This is a genomic window from Bradyrhizobium sp. DOA1 (assembly GCF_001593325.1).
Taxonomy (GTDB): domain Bacteria; phylum Pseudomonadota; class Alphaproteobacteria; order Rhizobiales; family Xanthobacteraceae; genus Bradyrhizobium.
In genome coordinates, this window is sequence record NZ_JXJM01000001.1 from 1,327,539 (window position 1) to 1,344,519 (window position 16,981).

A 16,981-nucleotide genomic window follows, 5' to 3' on the forward strand; every position below is an offset into this window, starting at 1 on the left:
TACCGGATCGCGCGCGCTTGCGATGTGGCGGAATTATCACAAGCGGCGCGGGACGTGCGTCATGCTTAGTGACAGTTGCGGCAGAATGCGTTCAATGAAAATCGCGATCTCTTTTTTGTCCCGCGGTGACGCAAATTTGCCACGCAAAACAGCCCCACAGCAGACGCCCGAATTGTCCGCGGTTCCAGCGGTGTCGCGGAGCGCAGTGATCGCTGTCGCGATTTTCCTGCTTGCACATCTCGCACTGCTGATCGGCGTCGTAACGCCGCAGAAATTCGTCTTCGACGAGGTGCATTATGTGCCGGCGGCGCGGCAGATGCTGGCGCCTGCGATGTCGCAGCCGATGCTCAACCCGATGCACCCGCCGCTTGCCAAGGAGCTGATCGCGGCGTCCATCGCAGTCTTCGGCGACAACGCGCTCGGCTGGCGCTATCCGGCGACCTTGTTCGGCGCGCTCGCCATCGTCGCGATCTATCTGTGCGGGCTTGCGCTGTTCTCCGCGCAGGGGCCCGCGATCGCCGCCGCGCTGATCGCCGGCAGCAACCAGATGCTCTACGTGCAGGCGCGCATCGCCATGCTCGACATCTTCGCGCTCGGATTCGGTCTGCTCGCGACTGCCGCCTTCATGCATGGCTTTCGAAGAGAGCGGCCGCATGCGCTGTTCGCGCTCGCAGGCGGCCTGTTCGGCTGCGCTGCGGCGTGCAAATGGAGCGGCTTGTTTCCGCTCGGCGTCTGCATCGTCATCGTCGCGCTGATCGGCCTGATGCAGGGCTGGCGCACCCAGTTTGCCGACGCCAGGCCGAGCGACTGGTATCGGCCCGACCTGTGGACCGGTTTTCGCGTGCAGCACGCCGCGCTCTGCTTCGCCGTCCTGCCGGCATTGACATATCTTGCAGCTTTCGTTCCGCTGTACGGATTGTCGCTGCCGGACCTGATCGAGGCGCAGCGGCGGATCTTCGCCGACAACACCACGACCGCGATCGCCGGCCACACCTATATGAGTTCATGGCCGTCCTGGCCGTTGCTGGCACGTCCGGTCTGGTTCCTGTTCGACAAGACATCGGAAGACCAAATTTCGGCGATCGTCTTCCTCGGCAATCCGCTGGTGGCGTGGCCGGCCCTGCTCGCGCTCGCATTGGTGCTGCGCGACTTCGTCGTCGCGCGGCGTTGGGACGCCTTCCTGATCGCGGCATTCTATTTCGGCCCCTGGCTCGCCTGGGCGTTGCTGCCGCGCACGCTGGGCTTCATCTACTATTACCTGCCGGCTGCGACCGCCGCGTCCCTTGCGCTGGTCTATGTGCTGCGCCGGGAAGGTTTGCCGCGCTGGCTGCTGTGGGCCTATGTGGGCATTGCTGCGGCCGGCTTTGCGGTCATGTTGCCGATTTCGGCGGCCTTCATCGGCGTCTCCATGCAGACCTTCAACCGATTGATGCTGTTCCAGAGCTGGATATGACAACGCCGCCTGCCGGGGAGGGCAGGCGGCGGGGTTATCGCGATGAACGGCTGGAAGAGTTATTTCGACGCGGTCTTGGTGTCCATGTTCACGACCTGGACGCGGCGGTTCATCGGGTCGGCGCCGTTGGCGGTATCCTTCAGCTTGGTCTCGCCGTAGCCGACAGTGACGAGGTCGGTGCCGTTGAGGCCGTAATTCTGCATCAGGTACTTCTTGATGGTGTCGGCGCGCCGTTCGGAGAGACCTTGATTGTACTCTTCGCCGCCGGTCGCGTCGGTGTGGCCGGCGACCACGAAGGTCGAGCCCTTGAGCGCCGGATCCGACAGGGCCTTGCCGAGCGCCTGCACCGAGGCCATCGAGGTCTTGGCGATGTCGGCCGAGTTGTAATCGAACTGGATCTCCAGATCGATCTTCGGCTTGGTCGCGGCGAGCTCGGCGATCTGCTCGCGTTCGCCCGTCGAGAGCGACCGGGTCGAGCGGTTGCGCACGGTGTTCAGGAAGGTTGCCTCCTTGGCCTGCGCGGTCGTGTCGGTCTGCGGACCGACGGACAGGCCGCGGGTTGCCGGCTTGGGCTTCAAAGCATCCAGGATCTTGTCGGTGGAAACGTTGTTGTCGCCGGCCAGGGCCAGGCCCGCCGTCATCGACAGCGCGGCGGCAAGAGTCATCGCCTTCAGTCCAAAGAACTTATCAAAACGGGTCATCGTCATATCCTCGCTGTTACGCCTGATGGCGATTTGATGCTGCGAGCCTAGGGCAGGTTCAAAGGCCTTGATGTGATCTTGGTCACATTCAAGTTCGCCGGCAGGAAGTCACTGTGCTTCTGCCGAGATCCTTTGCTCGAACCGGCTCCCTGGGTTCCCGGAAACCCGCGTGCTCTGATCGTCGCAAAGGCGTCGCCTCGCGGCCCGCGCGCGAACAAGAATTCGTCCAGATGCCCGCCTAGCAGGCTTCAATCATTCGAAAATCCGTTCGCGACAGGAGCCGAGTTCCATCCCGTGCCGAGGTCGAGCGACTATCAGCGTGACTACCCATTCTATCGCAGCGGCCCGCCGGATCGGACAGTGACCCTGAGTTCCATGCCCATCTATATCGGTGCCGCGATGATCGCGGTTGCGATCCTGCTGTCGACGTTGATCACGGGGCTGACCTCCCGCTATGTCGGCCTGGAGGGGCCGACCGAAGAGAACATCTGGCTGGTGGATCGTCTCACCGGCAACGTCTACCGCTGCCAGTCGGAGGGGCGCGGCAAGGCGTCGTGTGAACCCGATGTGGCGACCGGCAGCGTCGGGGAGCGCCCAAAAGCCGCACGCTGAGCGCAACGAAAATATCTTCTCTGCGAGCCGTTGTCCCGGAAAGATAGATGCTGCGTTGGCCGGCATGTAGCCGGCTTCGTTTCCGGGAAGGAGAAATTGATAAAGTCCCTGTTGCTCGCGGCAACGTTCGTTGCACTTGCTCTGTCTCCAGCATCCGCCGCCAAGATGGCATGCACCAGCGCGAACATGGCAAAGCTCGTTGCCGGACTGGGCGGCGAAGACACGCCGGGCAAGATGGCAGCGAGGAAGTCGATGGCCTCGGCCAATTCCGACATGAGCAAAGGCAACATGCGCGGCGCCTGCAAGCACTACATGAACGCCGAGAAGTCGATGGCGATGAAGTAAGGCCTCGCGCCAATCTTGCGTGATCGGCCGCGCTGGCAGCAGATGGCAGCGCGGCTTTTTCGTGACGCCGCTGCTTTGCCGTCTCCCTTTTTCCCGGCGCGAATCCCGCTACATTGCCTCCCGCAATGTCCCGCGCCCCGAAACCTCTCCCCCTCTCGACGACACAGGCCCGGCAGATCTGGCTGCATGCCCAGCGGCTGGATCAGCGCGCCCCGTTCGGCGAAGGCGCACAGGCGGTGGCGGATGCGGTCGCCCATCTCGGCTATGTGCAGATCGACACCATCAATGTGATCGAGCGCTGCCACCACCACATCCTGTTCAGCCGTGTTCCGTCCTACCGCCGCGCCGACCTGCGCCAGGCCCAGAGCGTCGACAAGAGCGTGTTCGAATACTGGACGCATGCGCTCTCTTACGTGCCGGCGACCGACTTCCGCTTCTTCCTGCCGGCGATGCGCGAGCACCGGCGCGAGGGGCACAAATGGTTCGCCTCGGTGAAGCCGGCCGACACGCGCAAGGTCATGCGGCTGCTGCGCGCCGGTCCCCTGACGATCCGCGACATCGACGATGATGAGCTGGTTGAGAAGGAGCATCTGTGGCAGAGCCGAAAGCCCTCGAAGCGGGCCTTGCAGCTCGCTTTCTATACCGGTGCCGTGACCATCAGCGCCCGTCAGGGCATGCTCAAGACCTATGAGCTGATGACGCGGCATTTCGGCTGGGACAAGCTGCCGAAGCCGGCGTCCGCGAAGGAGATCGCGGCCTATCTGCTTGACCGCGCGCTGCGCTCGCAGGGTGTGGTCAGCCTGGATTCGATCTGCCATCTCGATGCTCCCCGCAAGAAGGCGGTCGGAAGCCTGATCGCCTCGCGCGTCCGCCGCGGCGAACTCCTGCCGATCGCGCTCGAGGGCGCCGGCAAGCAGGAACATTGGGCCTCGCCCGCAGCGCTGGAGCCGCACGAGGTGTCGGCCGATCTCGTTCACATCCTCTCGCCGTTCGACCCCCTGATCATCCAGCGCAAGCGCACCAATCTCATCTTCGGCTACAACCATCTGTTCGAAGCTTATGTGCCGAAGGCCAAGCGCAAGCTCGGCTATTTCGCGTTGCCGGTCCTGGTCGGCGACGAGATCGTCGCCGCGCTTGATCTGAAGACCGATCGGCAGGCCAAGACGCTGTTGATGCAGAAATGGACCTGGGTCGGGCAGGGCAAGAAGACGGCGGGACGCAAGGAGCTGAAGCGCATGATCGAGGACGAGCTCGATCGCTTCGAGCGGTTTCAACTGGCCGAGTGAGGGAAGACCGTAGGGTGGGTTAGCGCAGCGTAACCCACCACCGTCTGTTTCCGTGATGCAGAAGAGGTGGGTAACGCTGCGCTAACCCACCCTGCGCAGTTGGACGAGACGATCGATCCAAACGCCAAATACAATCCCGACCGCATAGGCCACCAAATTCCACAGCGAAAAGATACGCCTCAAGAGCAACGCGCCGGCCGTCGTCAGCCGGAATGCATCGAGCCACGGCGTGTGCACCAGCCGCGAAAATCCACGACGACCGCGATCACAACCGCGATTGCCGCGATCTGCGTCCGCGTCAGCCGCGGCAGCATAACCCCGACCAGCAGAAACACCATCGTCGCCCACAATAGCGAGCCGCCGTACTTCACCACGAAAGCGGGCAGGCCGAGTGGAAAGCCAAACCAGCGCAAGGACAGCCCGCAGACGATGATCGCGAGCGCGAGGGCGGCGCGGACCAGCGATGTCCACTGCGGCGCCACAGGGTGATGCGGCTGCGCTCCGTGCATTGCTCGCTCCATTGACTCTTCGCCTGCGATGCTCAAAACCGCCACCCAGCCCTAAAAAAGCAACAACCCGGGGGACGCCATGAGCCAGACCACCACTTACGCCGGTTCCGCCGGCGGTGCCAACAACGTCAGCAAAAGCGAAATCGAGACCTCGACCATCCGCGCCATCTCCTGGCGCCTGATTCCCTTCCTGGTGCTGGCTTACTTCTTCTCGTATCTAGATCGCGTCAATCTCGGCTTCGCCGCGCTGACCATGAACGCCGAGCTGAAATTCACGCCGCTGATCTTCTCCTGGGGCGCCGGCATCTTCTTCATCGGCTATTTCATCTTCGAGGTGCCGAGCAATCTCGCGCTGGAGAAATTCGGCGCGAGCCGGTGGATCGCCCGCATCATGGTGACCTGGGGCATCATCTCGGCGCTGATGGCGATGGTGAGCGGTGTCACCAGCTTCTACATCCTGCGCTTCCTGCTCGGCGTCGCCGAAGCCGGCTTCTTCCCCGGCATCATCCTCTATCTCACCTACTGGTATCCGGCGGAATATCGCGCCCGTTTCCTCGCAGCCTTCGCAGTCGCGGTGCCGATCTCAACCGTGATCGGTGCTCCGATCTCGGGCCTGCTGCTCGGGCTCGACGGCCTGATGGGCCTGCAGGGCTGGCAGTGGCTGTTCATTCTCGAGGGCATCCCCTCGGTGCTGCTCGGCATCGTCACCTGGTTTTACCTGACCGACAGGCCGGAGAAGGCGGACTGGCTCTCGGCCGAGCAGAAAGCCTGGCTCAAGACGAAGCTTGATGCTGAGACCGCCGCCAAGCAGGCCGCGAAGCATCTGACGCTGGGTGAGGCGCTGTCCTCGCCCAAGGTGATCATGCTGAGTCTGATCTATTTCGGCTTCGTCGGCGCGCTCTACGGCATGCAGTTCTGGCTGCCGCAGATCGTCAAGGCGTTCGGTCTCACCAATGCGCAGACCGGCTTCGTCACCGCGATTCCGTATCTGTTCGGCACGATCGCGATGATCCTGTGGGCACGGCACTCGGATGCCACCCGTGAGCGCGTGATGCATGTCGGTGCGCCCATGATCCTGATCGCGATCGCGCTCGCCATCTCCAGCTATCTCACCGACCCCACCATGACGATGGTGGCGCTGACTTTCGCCGCCATCGGCGTGTTCTGCGTCTTCGGCGTATTCTGGACGTTGCCGACGGCATGGCTCTCGGGCACCGCGGCGGCCGGCGGCATCGCGCTGATCAACTCGATCGGCAATCTCGCCGGCTTCGGTGGCCCCTATTTGATCGGCTGGGTCAAGGAAGCGACCGGCCAGACCTCACACGGCTTGCTGGTGCTCGCCGTGCTGCCCCTGATCGCCGGCATCCTCGTCTTCGTCGGCGGCCACGACAGCAAGCACGAGTTCGCCGGAGAGGGGCGGTAACCGACGTCGTCCTGGCGAAAGCCAGCAGTAGGGTGGGCCCGACGACGCTTCGCGCCCGCCCCATGCCGCGCCGCCTGACAATCGCACTCCTGCCAACCCCCCGAATCCTTACCAGCCTTTAACGATCACGCTTTCCTGAGGACTGACGATTATTGACTTTTATCAGTGATTAGTCGACATTCCTCTCATTCGAGCTGCAGGGAGTGTCCTTCGATGTTCGTCCGGTCGGTATTGTCCAGCTATTCCAGGCTTTTGGCGGGTGCGTCGCTGGCCCTGATGGCCGCCGCGCTGGCCGGGTGCAATGACACCGTGGCCGAAAAGGCCGAGCCGCCGCGCCCGGTTCTGGTCGCAACGGCCCATTACGACGCCGAGACGCCGGAGCGGAGCTTCGTCGGCACCGTCAGGCCGCGGATCGAGAGCGACCTCGGCTTCCGCGTCGCCGGCAAGGTCGCAAAGCGCCTGGTCGAGGTCGGCCAGACCGTCGAGATCGGCCAACCGCTCGCGACCCTCGACGAGGTCGACCTGAAGCTCCAGGCCGAGCAGGCGCTGGCCGAGCAGACCGCCGCGACCGGCGTGCTGGCCCAGGCCGCCGCCGCCGAGCAGCGCGCCAAGGATTTGAAGGCCAAGGGCTGGACCACGGACGCGCAGATGGATTCGAGCCGGGCCGCCGCAGACGAAGCCCGCGCGCGTCTGAACCGCGCCGAGCGCGCGCTCGAACTGAGCAAGAATTCCCTTTCCTACGCGACGCTCAACGCCGACGCCCGTGGCGTCGTCACTGCAACGCTGATCGAGCCCGGCCAGGTGGTCGCCGCGGGCCAGGCTTCGATCCGCGTCGCCCGCTTTGCCGAGAAGGAAGCGGTCGTCGCGATTCCTGAGACGCTGGTTGGGCGCGCCAAGTCGGGCGTCGCCAGCGTCACCCTTTGGTCCGAGCCGGGCAAAAAGTACACGGCCAGGCTGCGCGAGATCGCGCCTGCGGCCGATCCGGCCACGCGCACCTATCTCGCGAAGTTTTCGCTGCCCGAGGCGGACGACAAGGTCGCGCTCGGCATGACCGCGACGCTGACGCTGTCGGACGCCGTCAGCGAGCGCGTCGCCCGCCTGCCGCTGTCGGCGCTGTTCAACGAGGGCGGCAAGCCGTCGTTCTACGTCGTCGACGACAACGGGGGCGTCACGCTCAAGCCCGTCATGGTGAAGTCCTATGAGAGCAACGACGTGGTCATCACCGGCGGCGTCGACGAGGGCGCCAAGATCGTCGCCCTCGGCGTGCAGAAGCTCGATCCGGGCCAGAGGGTGCGGATCGTCTCGTCACTGTCCTTTTAACTTCTGTCATTCCGGGGCGCCCCGAGGGGCGAACCCGGAATCTCGAGGTTCCGGGTCTAGTCCTTCGGACCATCCCGGAACGACGTGGAAAGTGAGTTACGTCCTTGTGAGGTGAGTTTCGGCCCGAGCGCAAATGCAAAGGCTGAAGCGGCGAAGCGATCCAGAACCTTGCCCAGCCCCCTGGATTGCTTCGCTGCCTCGCGACGACGCCTTGAACAGAGCGGCTGTCGTTTTGGCAATTGGATCGTCTTTCGGAGAGTGCGATGAAGCGCTTCAACCTTTCAGCCTGGGCCGTCAGCCATCCGACGCTGGTTCTCTTCCTGATGATCATACTCGGCGTCGCCGGCTACTTCTCCTATGAGAAGCTCGGTCGCGCCGAGGATCCGTTCTTCACGGTGAAGGTGGTCAACGTCTCCGTGATGTGGCCGGGCGCGACCGCGCAGGAGATTCAGACCCAGGTCGCCGATCCCATCGAGAAGAAGATCCAGGAGCTGCCCTATTTCGAGAAGGTGCAGACCTATTCCAAGCCGGGCTTCACCGCGCTGCAGGTGACCTTCCGCGACAACACCCCGCCGAAGGACGTGCCCTATCTCTTCTATCTCCTGCGCAAGAAGCTGGTCGACGTGCAGGGCCAGTTGCCCTCAGGCATTCTCGGGCCCGTCGTCAATGACGAGTTCTCCGACGTCGATTCCATCCTCTACATGATGACCGGCGACGGCGCCGACTATGCCCAGCTCAAGAAGGTCTCCGAAGGCTTCCGCCAGCGCCTGCTGAAGGTGCCCGGCGTGACCAAGGTCGACGTCTACGGCAACCAGGATGAGCGCATCTTCGTCGAGTTCAGCCACGCCAAGCTCGCTACCCTCGGCATCACGCCGCAGGCGCTGTTCGATTCGCTGGCCAAGCAGAACAACGTGACGCCGGCCGGCACGGTCGAGACTTCCTCGCAACGCGTGCCGCTGCGCGTCACCGGCGCGCTCGACGGCGCCAAGGCGGTCGCCGAGACTCCGGTTGAGAGCAATGGCCGCGTGTTCCGCCTCGGCGACATCGCCACCGTCACCCATGGCTATGTTGATCCGCCGAGCTTCGTCGTCCGCCAGGAAGGCAAGCCCGCGATCGGCATCGGCGTTGTCACGGCCAAGGGTGCCAACATCCTCGATCTCGGCAAGGAGGTCGAGAAGGCCACCGCCGACTTCATGAAGGCGGTGCCGCAGGGCATCGACGTCAAGCTGATCGCCGACCAGCCCAAGGTCGTCGAACACGCCGTCGGCGAGTTCGTGCACTCCTTCATGGAAGCGCTGGTCATCGTGCTGTTCGTCTCGTTCCTGGCGCTCGGCTGGCGCACCGGCATCGTGGTCGCGCTGTCGGTGCCGCTGGTGCTCGGCATCGTCTTCATCGTCATGAACACGATGTCGCTCGACCTGCACCGCATCACGCTGGGTGCGCTGATCATCGCACTCGGCCTGCTCGTCGACGACGCCATCATCGCAGTCGAGATGATGGTGGTGAAGATGGAGCAGGGCTGGGACCGCATGCGCGCGGCGTCCTTTGCCTGGGAATCAACTGCGTTTCCGATGCTCACGGGAACGCTGGTCACGGCCGCTGGCTTCCTCCCCATCGGCTTTGCCAATTCGGCGGTCGGCGAATATGCCGGCAGCATCTTCTGGATCGTAGCGATCGCGCTGGTCGCCTCCTGGTTCGTGGCGGTGATCTTCACGCCCTATATCGGCGTCAAGCTGCTGCCCGAGATGAAGGCGCACCACAATCACGATCCCCACGCGGTCTACGAGACCCGCATGTACCGGGGCCTGCGCGCCATCGTGCAATGGTGCGTCAATCACCGCATCACCGTGGTGGTCGCGACCGTCGGCGTCTTCGTCGCCTCGATCGTCGGTTTCGGCCAGGTGCAGCAGCAGTTCTTCCCGCTGTCAGAGCGGCCCGAGCTGTTCCTCCAGCTGCGCCTGCCGGAAGGCACCGCCTTCAACGTCACCGAGAAGGCCGCGAAGAAGGCCGAGACGCTGCTCAAGGACGACAAGGATATCGAGACCTATACCGCCTATGTCGGCCAGGGTTCGCCGCGGTTCTGGCTCGGCCTCAACCCGCAGCTGCCGAACGAGGCCTTCGCCGAGATCGTCATCGTCGCCAAGGGTGTCGAGGCGCGCGAGCGCATCAAGGCCAAGATCGAGAACGCGGCTGCCGAGGGCTTACTGTCCGAAGCACGCGTGCGCGTTGACCGCTTCAATTTCGGCCCGCCGGTCGGTTTCCCCGTCCAGTTCCGCGTGATCGGGCCCGACGCCAACAAGGTGCGCGAGATCGCCTACCAGGTCCGCGACGTCATGCGCCAAAACAAGAGCGTCAAGGACGTCCAGCTCGACTGGAACGAGCAGTCACCTTACCTCAAGCTCGTCGTCGACCAGGATCGTGCCCGCGCCATGGGCCTGACCCCGCAGGACGTCTCGCAGGCGCTGGCGATGCTGATCTCGGGTTCGCAGGTCACGACCGTGCGCGACGGCATCGAGAAGGTCGGCGTGGTCGCCCGTGCAATCCCGTCCGAACGCCTCGACCTCGGCGGCGTCGGCGATCTCACCATCACTTCGCGCAACGGCGTGGCGGTGCCGCTGCAGCAGATCGCCAAGATCGAATATGCGCACGAGGAGCCGATCATGTGGCGGCGCAACCGCGACATGGCGATCACCGTGCGCTCCGACGTCGTCGACGGCGTGCAGGCGCCCGACGTCACGGGCCAGATCACGCCGAAGCTGAAGCCGATCATTGATCATCTCGAGCCGGCCTACCGGATCGAGCCGGGTGGCGCCTTCGAGGAATCGGCCAAGGGCAACGCCTCGATCTTCGTCCTCTTCCCGGTGATGGTCATGGTGATGCTGACGCTGCTGATGATCCAGCTGCAGAGCTTCTCGCGCCTGATCCTGGTGTTCCTGACCGCGCCGCTCGGTATCGTCGGTGCCTCGCTCGGCCTCAACGTCGCCAACGCCCCGTTCGGCTTCGTGGCGCTGCTTGGCCTGATCGCGCTCGCCGGCATGATCATGCGCAACACCGTCATCCTGGTCGACCAGATCGAGACTGACGTCTCCCATGGCATGACCCGGCGCGAGGCGATCGTGGAGGCGACCGTCCGTCGCGCCCGGCCGGTGGTGCTGACGGCCTTGGCCGCGATCCTTGCCATGATCCCGTTGTCGCGCTCGGCCTTCTGGGGCCCGATGGCGATCACCATCATGGGCGGCCTGTTCGTGGCGACCTTCCTGACGCTGCTGTACCTGCCGGGCCTTTATGCCCTGTGGTTCAGGAAGAGCCTGGACGAAGCGGGCACCCCCGAGCAGCCTGCCGCGCCGCAGCATGGCAGCGATGAGCATCCGGCAATTCCGCTTGCTGAAGCGGCTGAATAAGTGAGATGAAGTGCTGACCAACGAGTCCTGACTGATGGCCCTTATTTCGGAACATATCGAAGTCGACACCCGGGATCGCATCCTCGAGGTGGCCGAGCGGCTGTTCCGCCAGATCGGCTACCAGAAGACCACGGTCGGCGACATTGCCAAGGAGCTCAGGATGAGCCCCGCCAACGTGTATCGCTTCTTCGAATCGAAGAAGGCGATCCATCAGGCGGTGGCGCGCTCGCTGATGGGCGAGGTCGAGCTGGAGGCGCAACGGATCGTGGCAAGGCCCGGTCCGGTGCCGGAGCGCTTCCGCGAGCTGCTCACCACCATCAATCGCATGAACACCGAGCGCTACGTCGGCGACAACAAGCTGCATGAGATGGTCGCCATCGCGATGGAGGAGGACTGGGACGTCTGCGTCGCCCATATGGAGTGCATTGCCGGGGTAATCGGCCAGATGATCGCGCAAGGCGTTGCCTCCGGCGAGTTCGAGGCGCCCGACCTGCAACTGGCTTCGCTGTGCGCCTGCACCGCGATGATACGGTTCTTCCACCCCCAGATGATCGCCCAGTGCGCCACCAAGCCGGGCCCGAACATCGACCAGATGATCGATTTCGTCATCGCGGGTCTGTCGCCGCGGCACTGACGGAGCGGCGGGTTTCCTTTTATAAGCAGGCCGCCCCGCGCTGACCGGCCGGCGGCGGACCAGGACGGAGCAACACACTCCGTCATTGCGAGCGCAGCGAAGCAATCCAGACCGTTTCCGCGGAGGGATTCTGGATTGCTTGGCTGCGCTCGCAATGACGATCAGGGAAAAGCCAGCGTGACCGACAAAGACCTCTATTTCTACGAACCCTCCAAGGGCCACGGCCTCAAGCACGATCCCTTCAACGCCATCATCGCGCCGCGGCCGATCGGCTGGATCTCCTCGCGCGACGCCAATGGCCACGTCAATCTCGCGCCCTACAGCTTCTTCAACGCGTTCTGCTACGTGCCGCCGATCATCGGATTTTCGTCCACCAACTGGAAGGACACGGTCTCGAACATGGAGCAGACGCGGGAGTTCGTGTGGAATCTCACCACCATGGATCTCGCCAAGCACATGAACGCGACCGCCGCCCATGTCGCGCCCGAGGTCGACGAATTTGAGGTCGCGGGTCTCACTGCGGTTGCCGGCAGGCTGGTCAACGTGCCGCGCGTGGCCGAGAGCCCGGTGGCCTTCGAATGCAAGGTGTCCGACATCGTCCGCCTCAAGGGCGCCGACGGCAAGGAGGCCGACGCCTGGCTGACGCTGGGCGAGGTCGTCGCCGTCCACATCAACCAGGCCCTGATCAAGGACGGCGTCTACCAGACCGCAGCCGCCCGTCCCATCGTCCGCGCCGGCCGCCGCGGCGACTATTTCGAGATCAAGCCGGAAAACATGTTCGAGATGGTGCGGCCGGATTAGGCCGGCCGGCTCCCTCCCCAGCTGCCCGGAACTGCCCGCACGCCCCGGCCGTTATGGTCGGGGCGGTCGCCCGGCCGCGTCAATTGGCTGCATTCTGCAGGCGAAGTGTTCACTTCCCCCGGCCACTTTCCGCTAAAATGCCAGATATCCGCGCCGATGCATGAGGTCCGCCATGAGCTTCCGCCGCGACAAAATCACAAAGCCGATCTTCTCCTGGGCGCGCGGCGTGCTGCCGGCGATGTCCGACACCGAGCGCGAGGCGCTGGAGGCCGGGGACGTCTGGTGGGACGCCGATCTCTTCACCGGCAATCCCGACTGGTCGAAGCTGCTGAAGGTGCCGCAGGCCAGGCTGACCGAGGAGGAGCAGGCCTTCCTCAGCGGCCCCGTCGACGAGCTCTGCGCCATGCTCGACGAGTGGAAGATCTTCTGGGAGTGGCGCGACCTGCCGCCGGATGTCTGGCACTTCGTCAAGCGCGAGAAATTCTTCGGCATGATCATTCCGAAGGAGTTCGGCGGCCTCGGCTTCTCGCCCTATGCGCATTCGGAAGTCGTACGCAAGATTTCGACCCGCTCGATCGCGGCGGCGGTAACGGTAATGGTGCCGAACTCGCTCGGCCCGGGCGAGCTCCTGATGCGCTTCGGCACAAAGGAGCAGCAGGCGCGCTGGCTGCCGCGCCTCGCCGACGGCCGCGACATTCCGTGCTTCGGCCTCACCAGCCCCGAGGCCGGCTCCGATGCCGCCTCGATGGTCGACACCGGGATCATCTGCAAGGGCGAGTTCGAGGGCCGCGAGGTCGTCGGCCTCCGGCTCAACTGGCACAAGCGCTACATCACGCTCGGCCCCGTCGCGACGCTGCTGGGTCTCGCCTTCAAGGCCTATGATCCCGACCACCTCGTGGGAAGCCAGGAAGAGCTCGGCATTACCGTCGCGCTGATCCCGACCAATCTGCCCGGCGTCGAGATCGGCCAGCGCCATCTGCCGTCGATGCAGGTGTTCCAGAACGGCCCGAACTGGGGCCGCGACGTCTTCATCCCGCTCGACTATGTCATCGGCGGCAAGGAACGGCTGGGGCAAGGCTGGAAGATGCTGATGACCGCGCTCGCCGCCGGCCGCGGCATCTCGCTGCCGTCGCTCTCCGCTGCCGGTGCCGCCTATGCCGCGCGCACCACCGGTGCCTATGCCCGCATCCGCGAGCAGTTCGGCATCTCCATATCCAAATTCGAGGGCGTCGAAGAGCCGCTCGCGCGCATCGTCGCGACCGCCTACCAGCTCGATGCGGCACGGCGGCTCACCTGCGCCGCGCTGAATGCCGGCATTCATCCTGCCGTCATCTCCGGCATCATGAAGCTGCACGCGACCGAGCGGATGCGCACCGCGATCGACGACGCCATGGACATCCACGGCGGCAAGGCCGTGATCGACGGCCCGCAGAACTATCTCGGCAATCTCCATCGCGCCGTGCCGGTCGGCATCACCGTGGAAGGCGCCAACATCCTGACCCGCAATCTCATCGTGTTCGGGCAGGGCGCCATCCGCGCCCACCCCTATCTGCTCGACGAGATGAATGCGCTCGCGGATGCCGATCGCGAGCGCGGGCTCACCGCGTTCGACAAGGCATTCTGGAAACACGTCGGCCACAGCTTCCGGACCTTGTTCCGCGCCTTCGGCCGCAGCTGGACCTTCGGCGCCTTCGCGTTGGCGCCCGACGCCGGCGACGCGACGCCATTCTATCGCCAGCTGTCGCGTTATTCCGCCGCCTTCGCGCTCTGCGCCGACATGGCGCTGCTGACCCTCGGCGGTGCACTCAAGCGCAAGGAGATGCTGTCGGCGCGGTTCGGCGACATCCTGTCGGAGCTTTATCTGCTCTCGGCGGCGCTGAAGCGCTGGCAGGACGAGGGACGGCAGAAGGAGGATTTCGCTGCGCTGGAATGGTGCATGGCGACGGGTTTCAAGACCATCGAAAACCGGGTGGCCGAAATCCTCGCCAATCTGCCGAACCGCTTCGTTGCCGGCTTCCTCAAGCTGGTGGTCCAGCCGTTCGGCGCGCGCGTGCTCGGCCCGTCCGACCGCGTCGTGCACCAATGCGCCGGCATCGTGCTGGAGCCCTCCGCAGCGCGTGAACGCCTCACGCCGGACCTCGCTTATCTCGACGACGACGGCGGCTTTGCCCGGCTGGAGCGCGCGTTCAAGCTGGTCGCGGCCACCGACGCCATCGCCAAGCGCATGCGCGCTGCGCAGTTGCGCGACTGGAAGGAGGCGGTGACCAAGGGCGTGATCACGCAGGCCGAGGGCGAGCAGCTCGCCGCCGCCCGCGCAGCCGTCACTGAAGTCATCGAAGTCGATGATTTTGCGCCGGAGGCGCTGTCGCCGATTTACAAGAAATCCGGCGACGTGCATCAGTTCTTCCAGGAACTCGGTGAACAGAGGGCGGCGAGCTGATGGCACGACCGGTATTCATCGTCGACGGCAGCAGGACGCCGTTCCTGAAGGCGCGCTCGGGCCCCGGGCCGTTCACGCCGGTCGATCTCGCCGTGCAATGCGGCCGGCCGCTGCTGGCGCGGCAGCCGTTCTCGCCCGATAGCTTCGACCAGGTCATCCTCGGCTGCGTCAACGTGATCGCCGACGAGATGAACCCGGCGCGTGTCGCTGCGCTCCGACTCGGCATGGGCGAGGACATGGTTGCCTTCACGGTGCAGATCAATTGCGGCTCCGGCATGCAGTCGATCGACACCGCCTATCGCTACATCCGCGAGGGCCATGCGGACATGATCCTTGCCGGCGGCACCGAGGCGCTCAGCCACGCACCGCTGGTCTGGCCGAATTCCGGCGTGCGCTGGTTCGCCGGGCTTGCCACCGCCAAAGGCGTGGCGGCCAAGCTTGCTGCAGCTTTCAAGCTGCGTCCACGCGATCTGAAGCCGATCATCGGGCTCGAGCGCGGGCTGACCGACCCCGTCACCGAGCTGAACATGGGCCAGACCGCCGAGGTCGTCGGCCATCTCTTCGGCATCACGCGCGCACAATCCGATGCCTACGCGGCCGAGAGCCATCGCCGGCTCGCGCATGCGCAAAGCGCGGGCTTTCTCAAGGGCGAGCTGGAGACCGCGTTCTCTCGCGACGGCAAGTACTTCGACCATGATGACGGCGTGCGCCCGGACTCGACGGCGGAGACGCTGGCGAAACTGCGGCCGGTGTTCGAGCGGCCCTGGGGCCAGGTCACCGCAGGCAATTCCTCGCAGATCACCGACGGCGCCTCCTGGGTGATCCTGGCATCTGACGCAGCGGTCGCAAAGCACAAGCTCACGCCGAAGGCTGCGATCGTCGATAGCAACTGGGCGGCGCTTGATCCGAGCATCATGGGCCTTGGCCCGGTGATGTCGGCGACGCCGCTGCTGACGCGCAACGGCCTCGCCATCAAGGACGTCGAGACCTGGGAGCTGAACGAAGCGTTTGCGACGCAAGTGCTGGGCTGTCTCGCCGCCTGGAACGACGACAAGTTCTGCCGCGAGATTCTCGGCCTCGACGGCGCGGCCGGCGAGATCGAGCGCGAGAGGCTGAACGTCGACGGGGGCGCCATCTCGCTCGGCCATCCCGTCGGCACTTCCGGCAACCGCATCGTGCTGCATCTCGTCAACGCGATGAAGCGGCTTGGCACGCGGCGCGGCGTCGCCACCGAATGCATAGGTGGCGGGCTCGGCGGGGCCATGCTGATCGAGGCGGTGTGACCATGGATTCCAAGATCATGACCGCGCTTGGCGACCGCGTCCTGGAGCTCGGGCCCACGCCGACGGACAGCCCGTACCAGCACTTCAAGCTGACGCGCGATACCGACGGCGTCGCCTGGCTGCTGTTCGACCGCGCCGACACCAGTGCCAACACGTTGTCCGCGGACGTGATGGAGGAGTTCGATGCCGTGCTCGCGGCGATCGAGACCGAGCGCCCGGCCGGCCTCGTGATCCGCTCGGCAAAGCCGTCCGGCTTCATCGCGGGCGCTGATGTCAACGAATTCCGTGGCGCGTCCGACCCTGACATGGTGGAGACGCGGATCCGTGCCGCGCACGCGGTAGTCGATCATCTCGAAGCCTTGAAGCTGCCGACGGTCGCTGTGATCCACGGCTTCTGCCTCGGCGGCGGGCTCGAGGTCGCGCTCGCCTGCCAGTCGCGCATCGCCATCGAGAGCGCGCGCTTCGGCTTCCCGGAGGTGATGCTGGGCCTGCATCCCGGCCTCGGCGGCACCGCGCGTTTCACCGCGCTGGTCAATCCGGTCCAGTCGATGGCGCTGATGCTGACCGGCCGCACCGTCGATGCACGCCGCGCCAAATCGCTTGGCCTCGTCGACACCGTGACGCAGGAGCGTCACGTCCAGGGCGCGGTGAAGGATGCGCTGTTCGGACGCCTGAAGCGGGCGCGGCCGGGTCTCTTGACCCGCGCGGCGAATGCCGGCCTCGTGCGCGGGCTGCTCGCCAAGCGCATGCGCTCGGAGACGGCGAAGGCTGCG

13 protein-coding genes and 1 pseudogene are annotated in these 16,981 nt (G+C 64.9%); 12 read left to right on the forward strand and 2 right to left on the reverse strand.

What is annotated here, in order from left to right; genetic code table 11:
- Positions 1 to 22: 22 nt before the first annotated feature.
- Positions 23 to 1,453, forward strand: coding sequence for a phospholipid carrier-dependent glycosyltransferase (locus SE91_RS06145; protein WP_061846955.1), 1,431 nt, complete (start codon positions 23 to 25; stop codon positions 1,451 to 1,453).
- Positions 1,454 to 1,512: 59 nt separating this feature from the next.
- Here SE91_RS06145 and SE91_RS06150 read toward each other — a convergent pair whose 3' ends face one another.
- A complete protein-coding gene (locus SE91_RS06150; RefSeq protein WP_060737880.1) occupies positions 1,513 to 2,154 on the reverse strand; it encodes an OmpA family protein in 642 nt (213 codons plus the stop codon).
- A 375-nt stretch (positions 2,155 to 2,529) separates the two neighbouring features.
- Here SE91_RS06150 and SE91_RS06155 point away from each other — a divergent pair, with 375 nt between their 5' ends.
- From SE91_RS06155 to SE91_RS06165, 3 genes are all read left to right on the forward strand, one after another.
- Positions 2,530 to 2,766: a hypothetical protein gene (locus SE91_RS06155; protein ID WP_061846956.1), complete on the forward strand. Its 237-nt coding sequence runs from the start codon at positions 2,530 to 2,532 to the stop codon at positions 2,764 to 2,766.
- A 186-nt stretch (positions 2,767 to 2,952) separates the two neighbouring features.
- Positions 2,953 to 3,111 (forward strand): hypothetical protein, encoded by a 159-nt coding sequence (locus SE91_RS38130; protein ID WP_349540734.1) that lies wholly within the window; start codon positions 2,953 to 2,955, stop codon positions 3,109 to 3,111.
- Between the two features lie 125 nt (positions 3,112 to 3,236).
- Positions 3,237 to 4,397 (forward strand): winged helix-turn-helix domain-containing protein, encoded by a 1,161-nt coding sequence (locus SE91_RS06165; RefSeq protein ID WP_061846957.1) that lies wholly within the window; start codon positions 3,237 to 3,239, stop codon positions 4,395 to 4,397.
- 81 nt (positions 4,398 to 4,478) lie between these two features.
- On the opposite strand, the pseudogene SE91_RS06170 reads toward SE91_RS06165, so the two are convergent.
- Positions 4,479 to 4,906: pseudogene (locus SE91_RS06170) on the reverse strand (ribosomal maturation YjgA family protein).
- A gap of 79 nt (positions 4,907 to 4,985) precedes the next feature.
- On the opposite strand from SE91_RS06170, the gene SE91_RS06175 reads away from it, so the two are divergent.
- From SE91_RS06175 to SE91_RS06210, 8 genes are all read left to right on the forward strand, one after another.
- Positions 4,986 to 6,329, forward strand: a complete 1,344-nt coding sequence (locus SE91_RS06175; RefSeq protein WP_008561081.1) for an MFS transporter — start codon at positions 4,986 to 4,988, stop codon at positions 6,327 to 6,329.
- A 213-nt stretch (positions 6,330 to 6,542) separates the two neighbouring features.
- Entirely contained in the window at positions 6,543 to 7,649 is a 1,107-nt protein-coding gene (locus tag SE91_RS06180; RefSeq protein WP_061846958.1) for an efflux RND transporter periplasmic adaptor subunit, read from the forward strand.
- Between the two features lie 263 nt (positions 7,650 to 7,912).
- On the forward strand, positions 7,913 to 11,050 hold the full coding sequence (locus SE91_RS06185; protein ID WP_061846959.1) for an efflux RND transporter permease subunit: 3,138 nt from the start codon (positions 7,913 to 7,915) through the stop codon (positions 11,048 to 11,050).
- A gap of 34 nt (positions 11,051 to 11,084) precedes the next feature.
- Positions 11,085 to 11,684 (forward strand): TetR/AcrR family transcriptional regulator, encoded by a 600-nt coding sequence (locus tag SE91_RS06190; RefSeq protein ID WP_008561065.1) that lies wholly within the window; start codon positions 11,085 to 11,087, stop codon positions 11,682 to 11,684.
- 177 nt (positions 11,685 to 11,861) lie between these two features.
- On the forward strand, positions 11,862 to 12,485 hold the full coding sequence (locus SE91_RS06195) for a flavin reductase family protein (protein ID WP_061851004.1): 624 nt from the start codon (positions 11,862 to 11,864) through the stop codon (positions 12,483 to 12,485).
- A 172-nt stretch (positions 12,486 to 12,657) separates the two neighbouring features.
- Positions 12,658 to 14,925: an acyl-CoA dehydrogenase gene (locus tag SE91_RS06200; RefSeq protein WP_061846960.1), complete on the forward strand. Its 2,268-nt coding sequence runs from the start codon at positions 12,658 to 12,660 to the stop codon at positions 14,923 to 14,925.
- Positions 14,925 to 16,208, forward strand: coding sequence for an acetyl-CoA C-acetyltransferase (locus SE91_RS06205; protein ID WP_061846961.1), 1,284 nt, complete (start codon positions 14,925 to 14,927; stop codon positions 16,206 to 16,208). The genes SE91_RS06200 and SE91_RS06205 overlap by 1 nt, the downstream gene beginning before the upstream one ends.
- Positions 16,209 to 16,210: 2 nt before the next feature.
- Positions 16,211 to 16,981, forward strand: a 771-nt coding sequence (locus tag SE91_RS06210) for an enoyl-CoA hydratase-related protein (RefSeq protein ID WP_197489429.1), incomplete at its 3' end; no start/stop codon positions are given.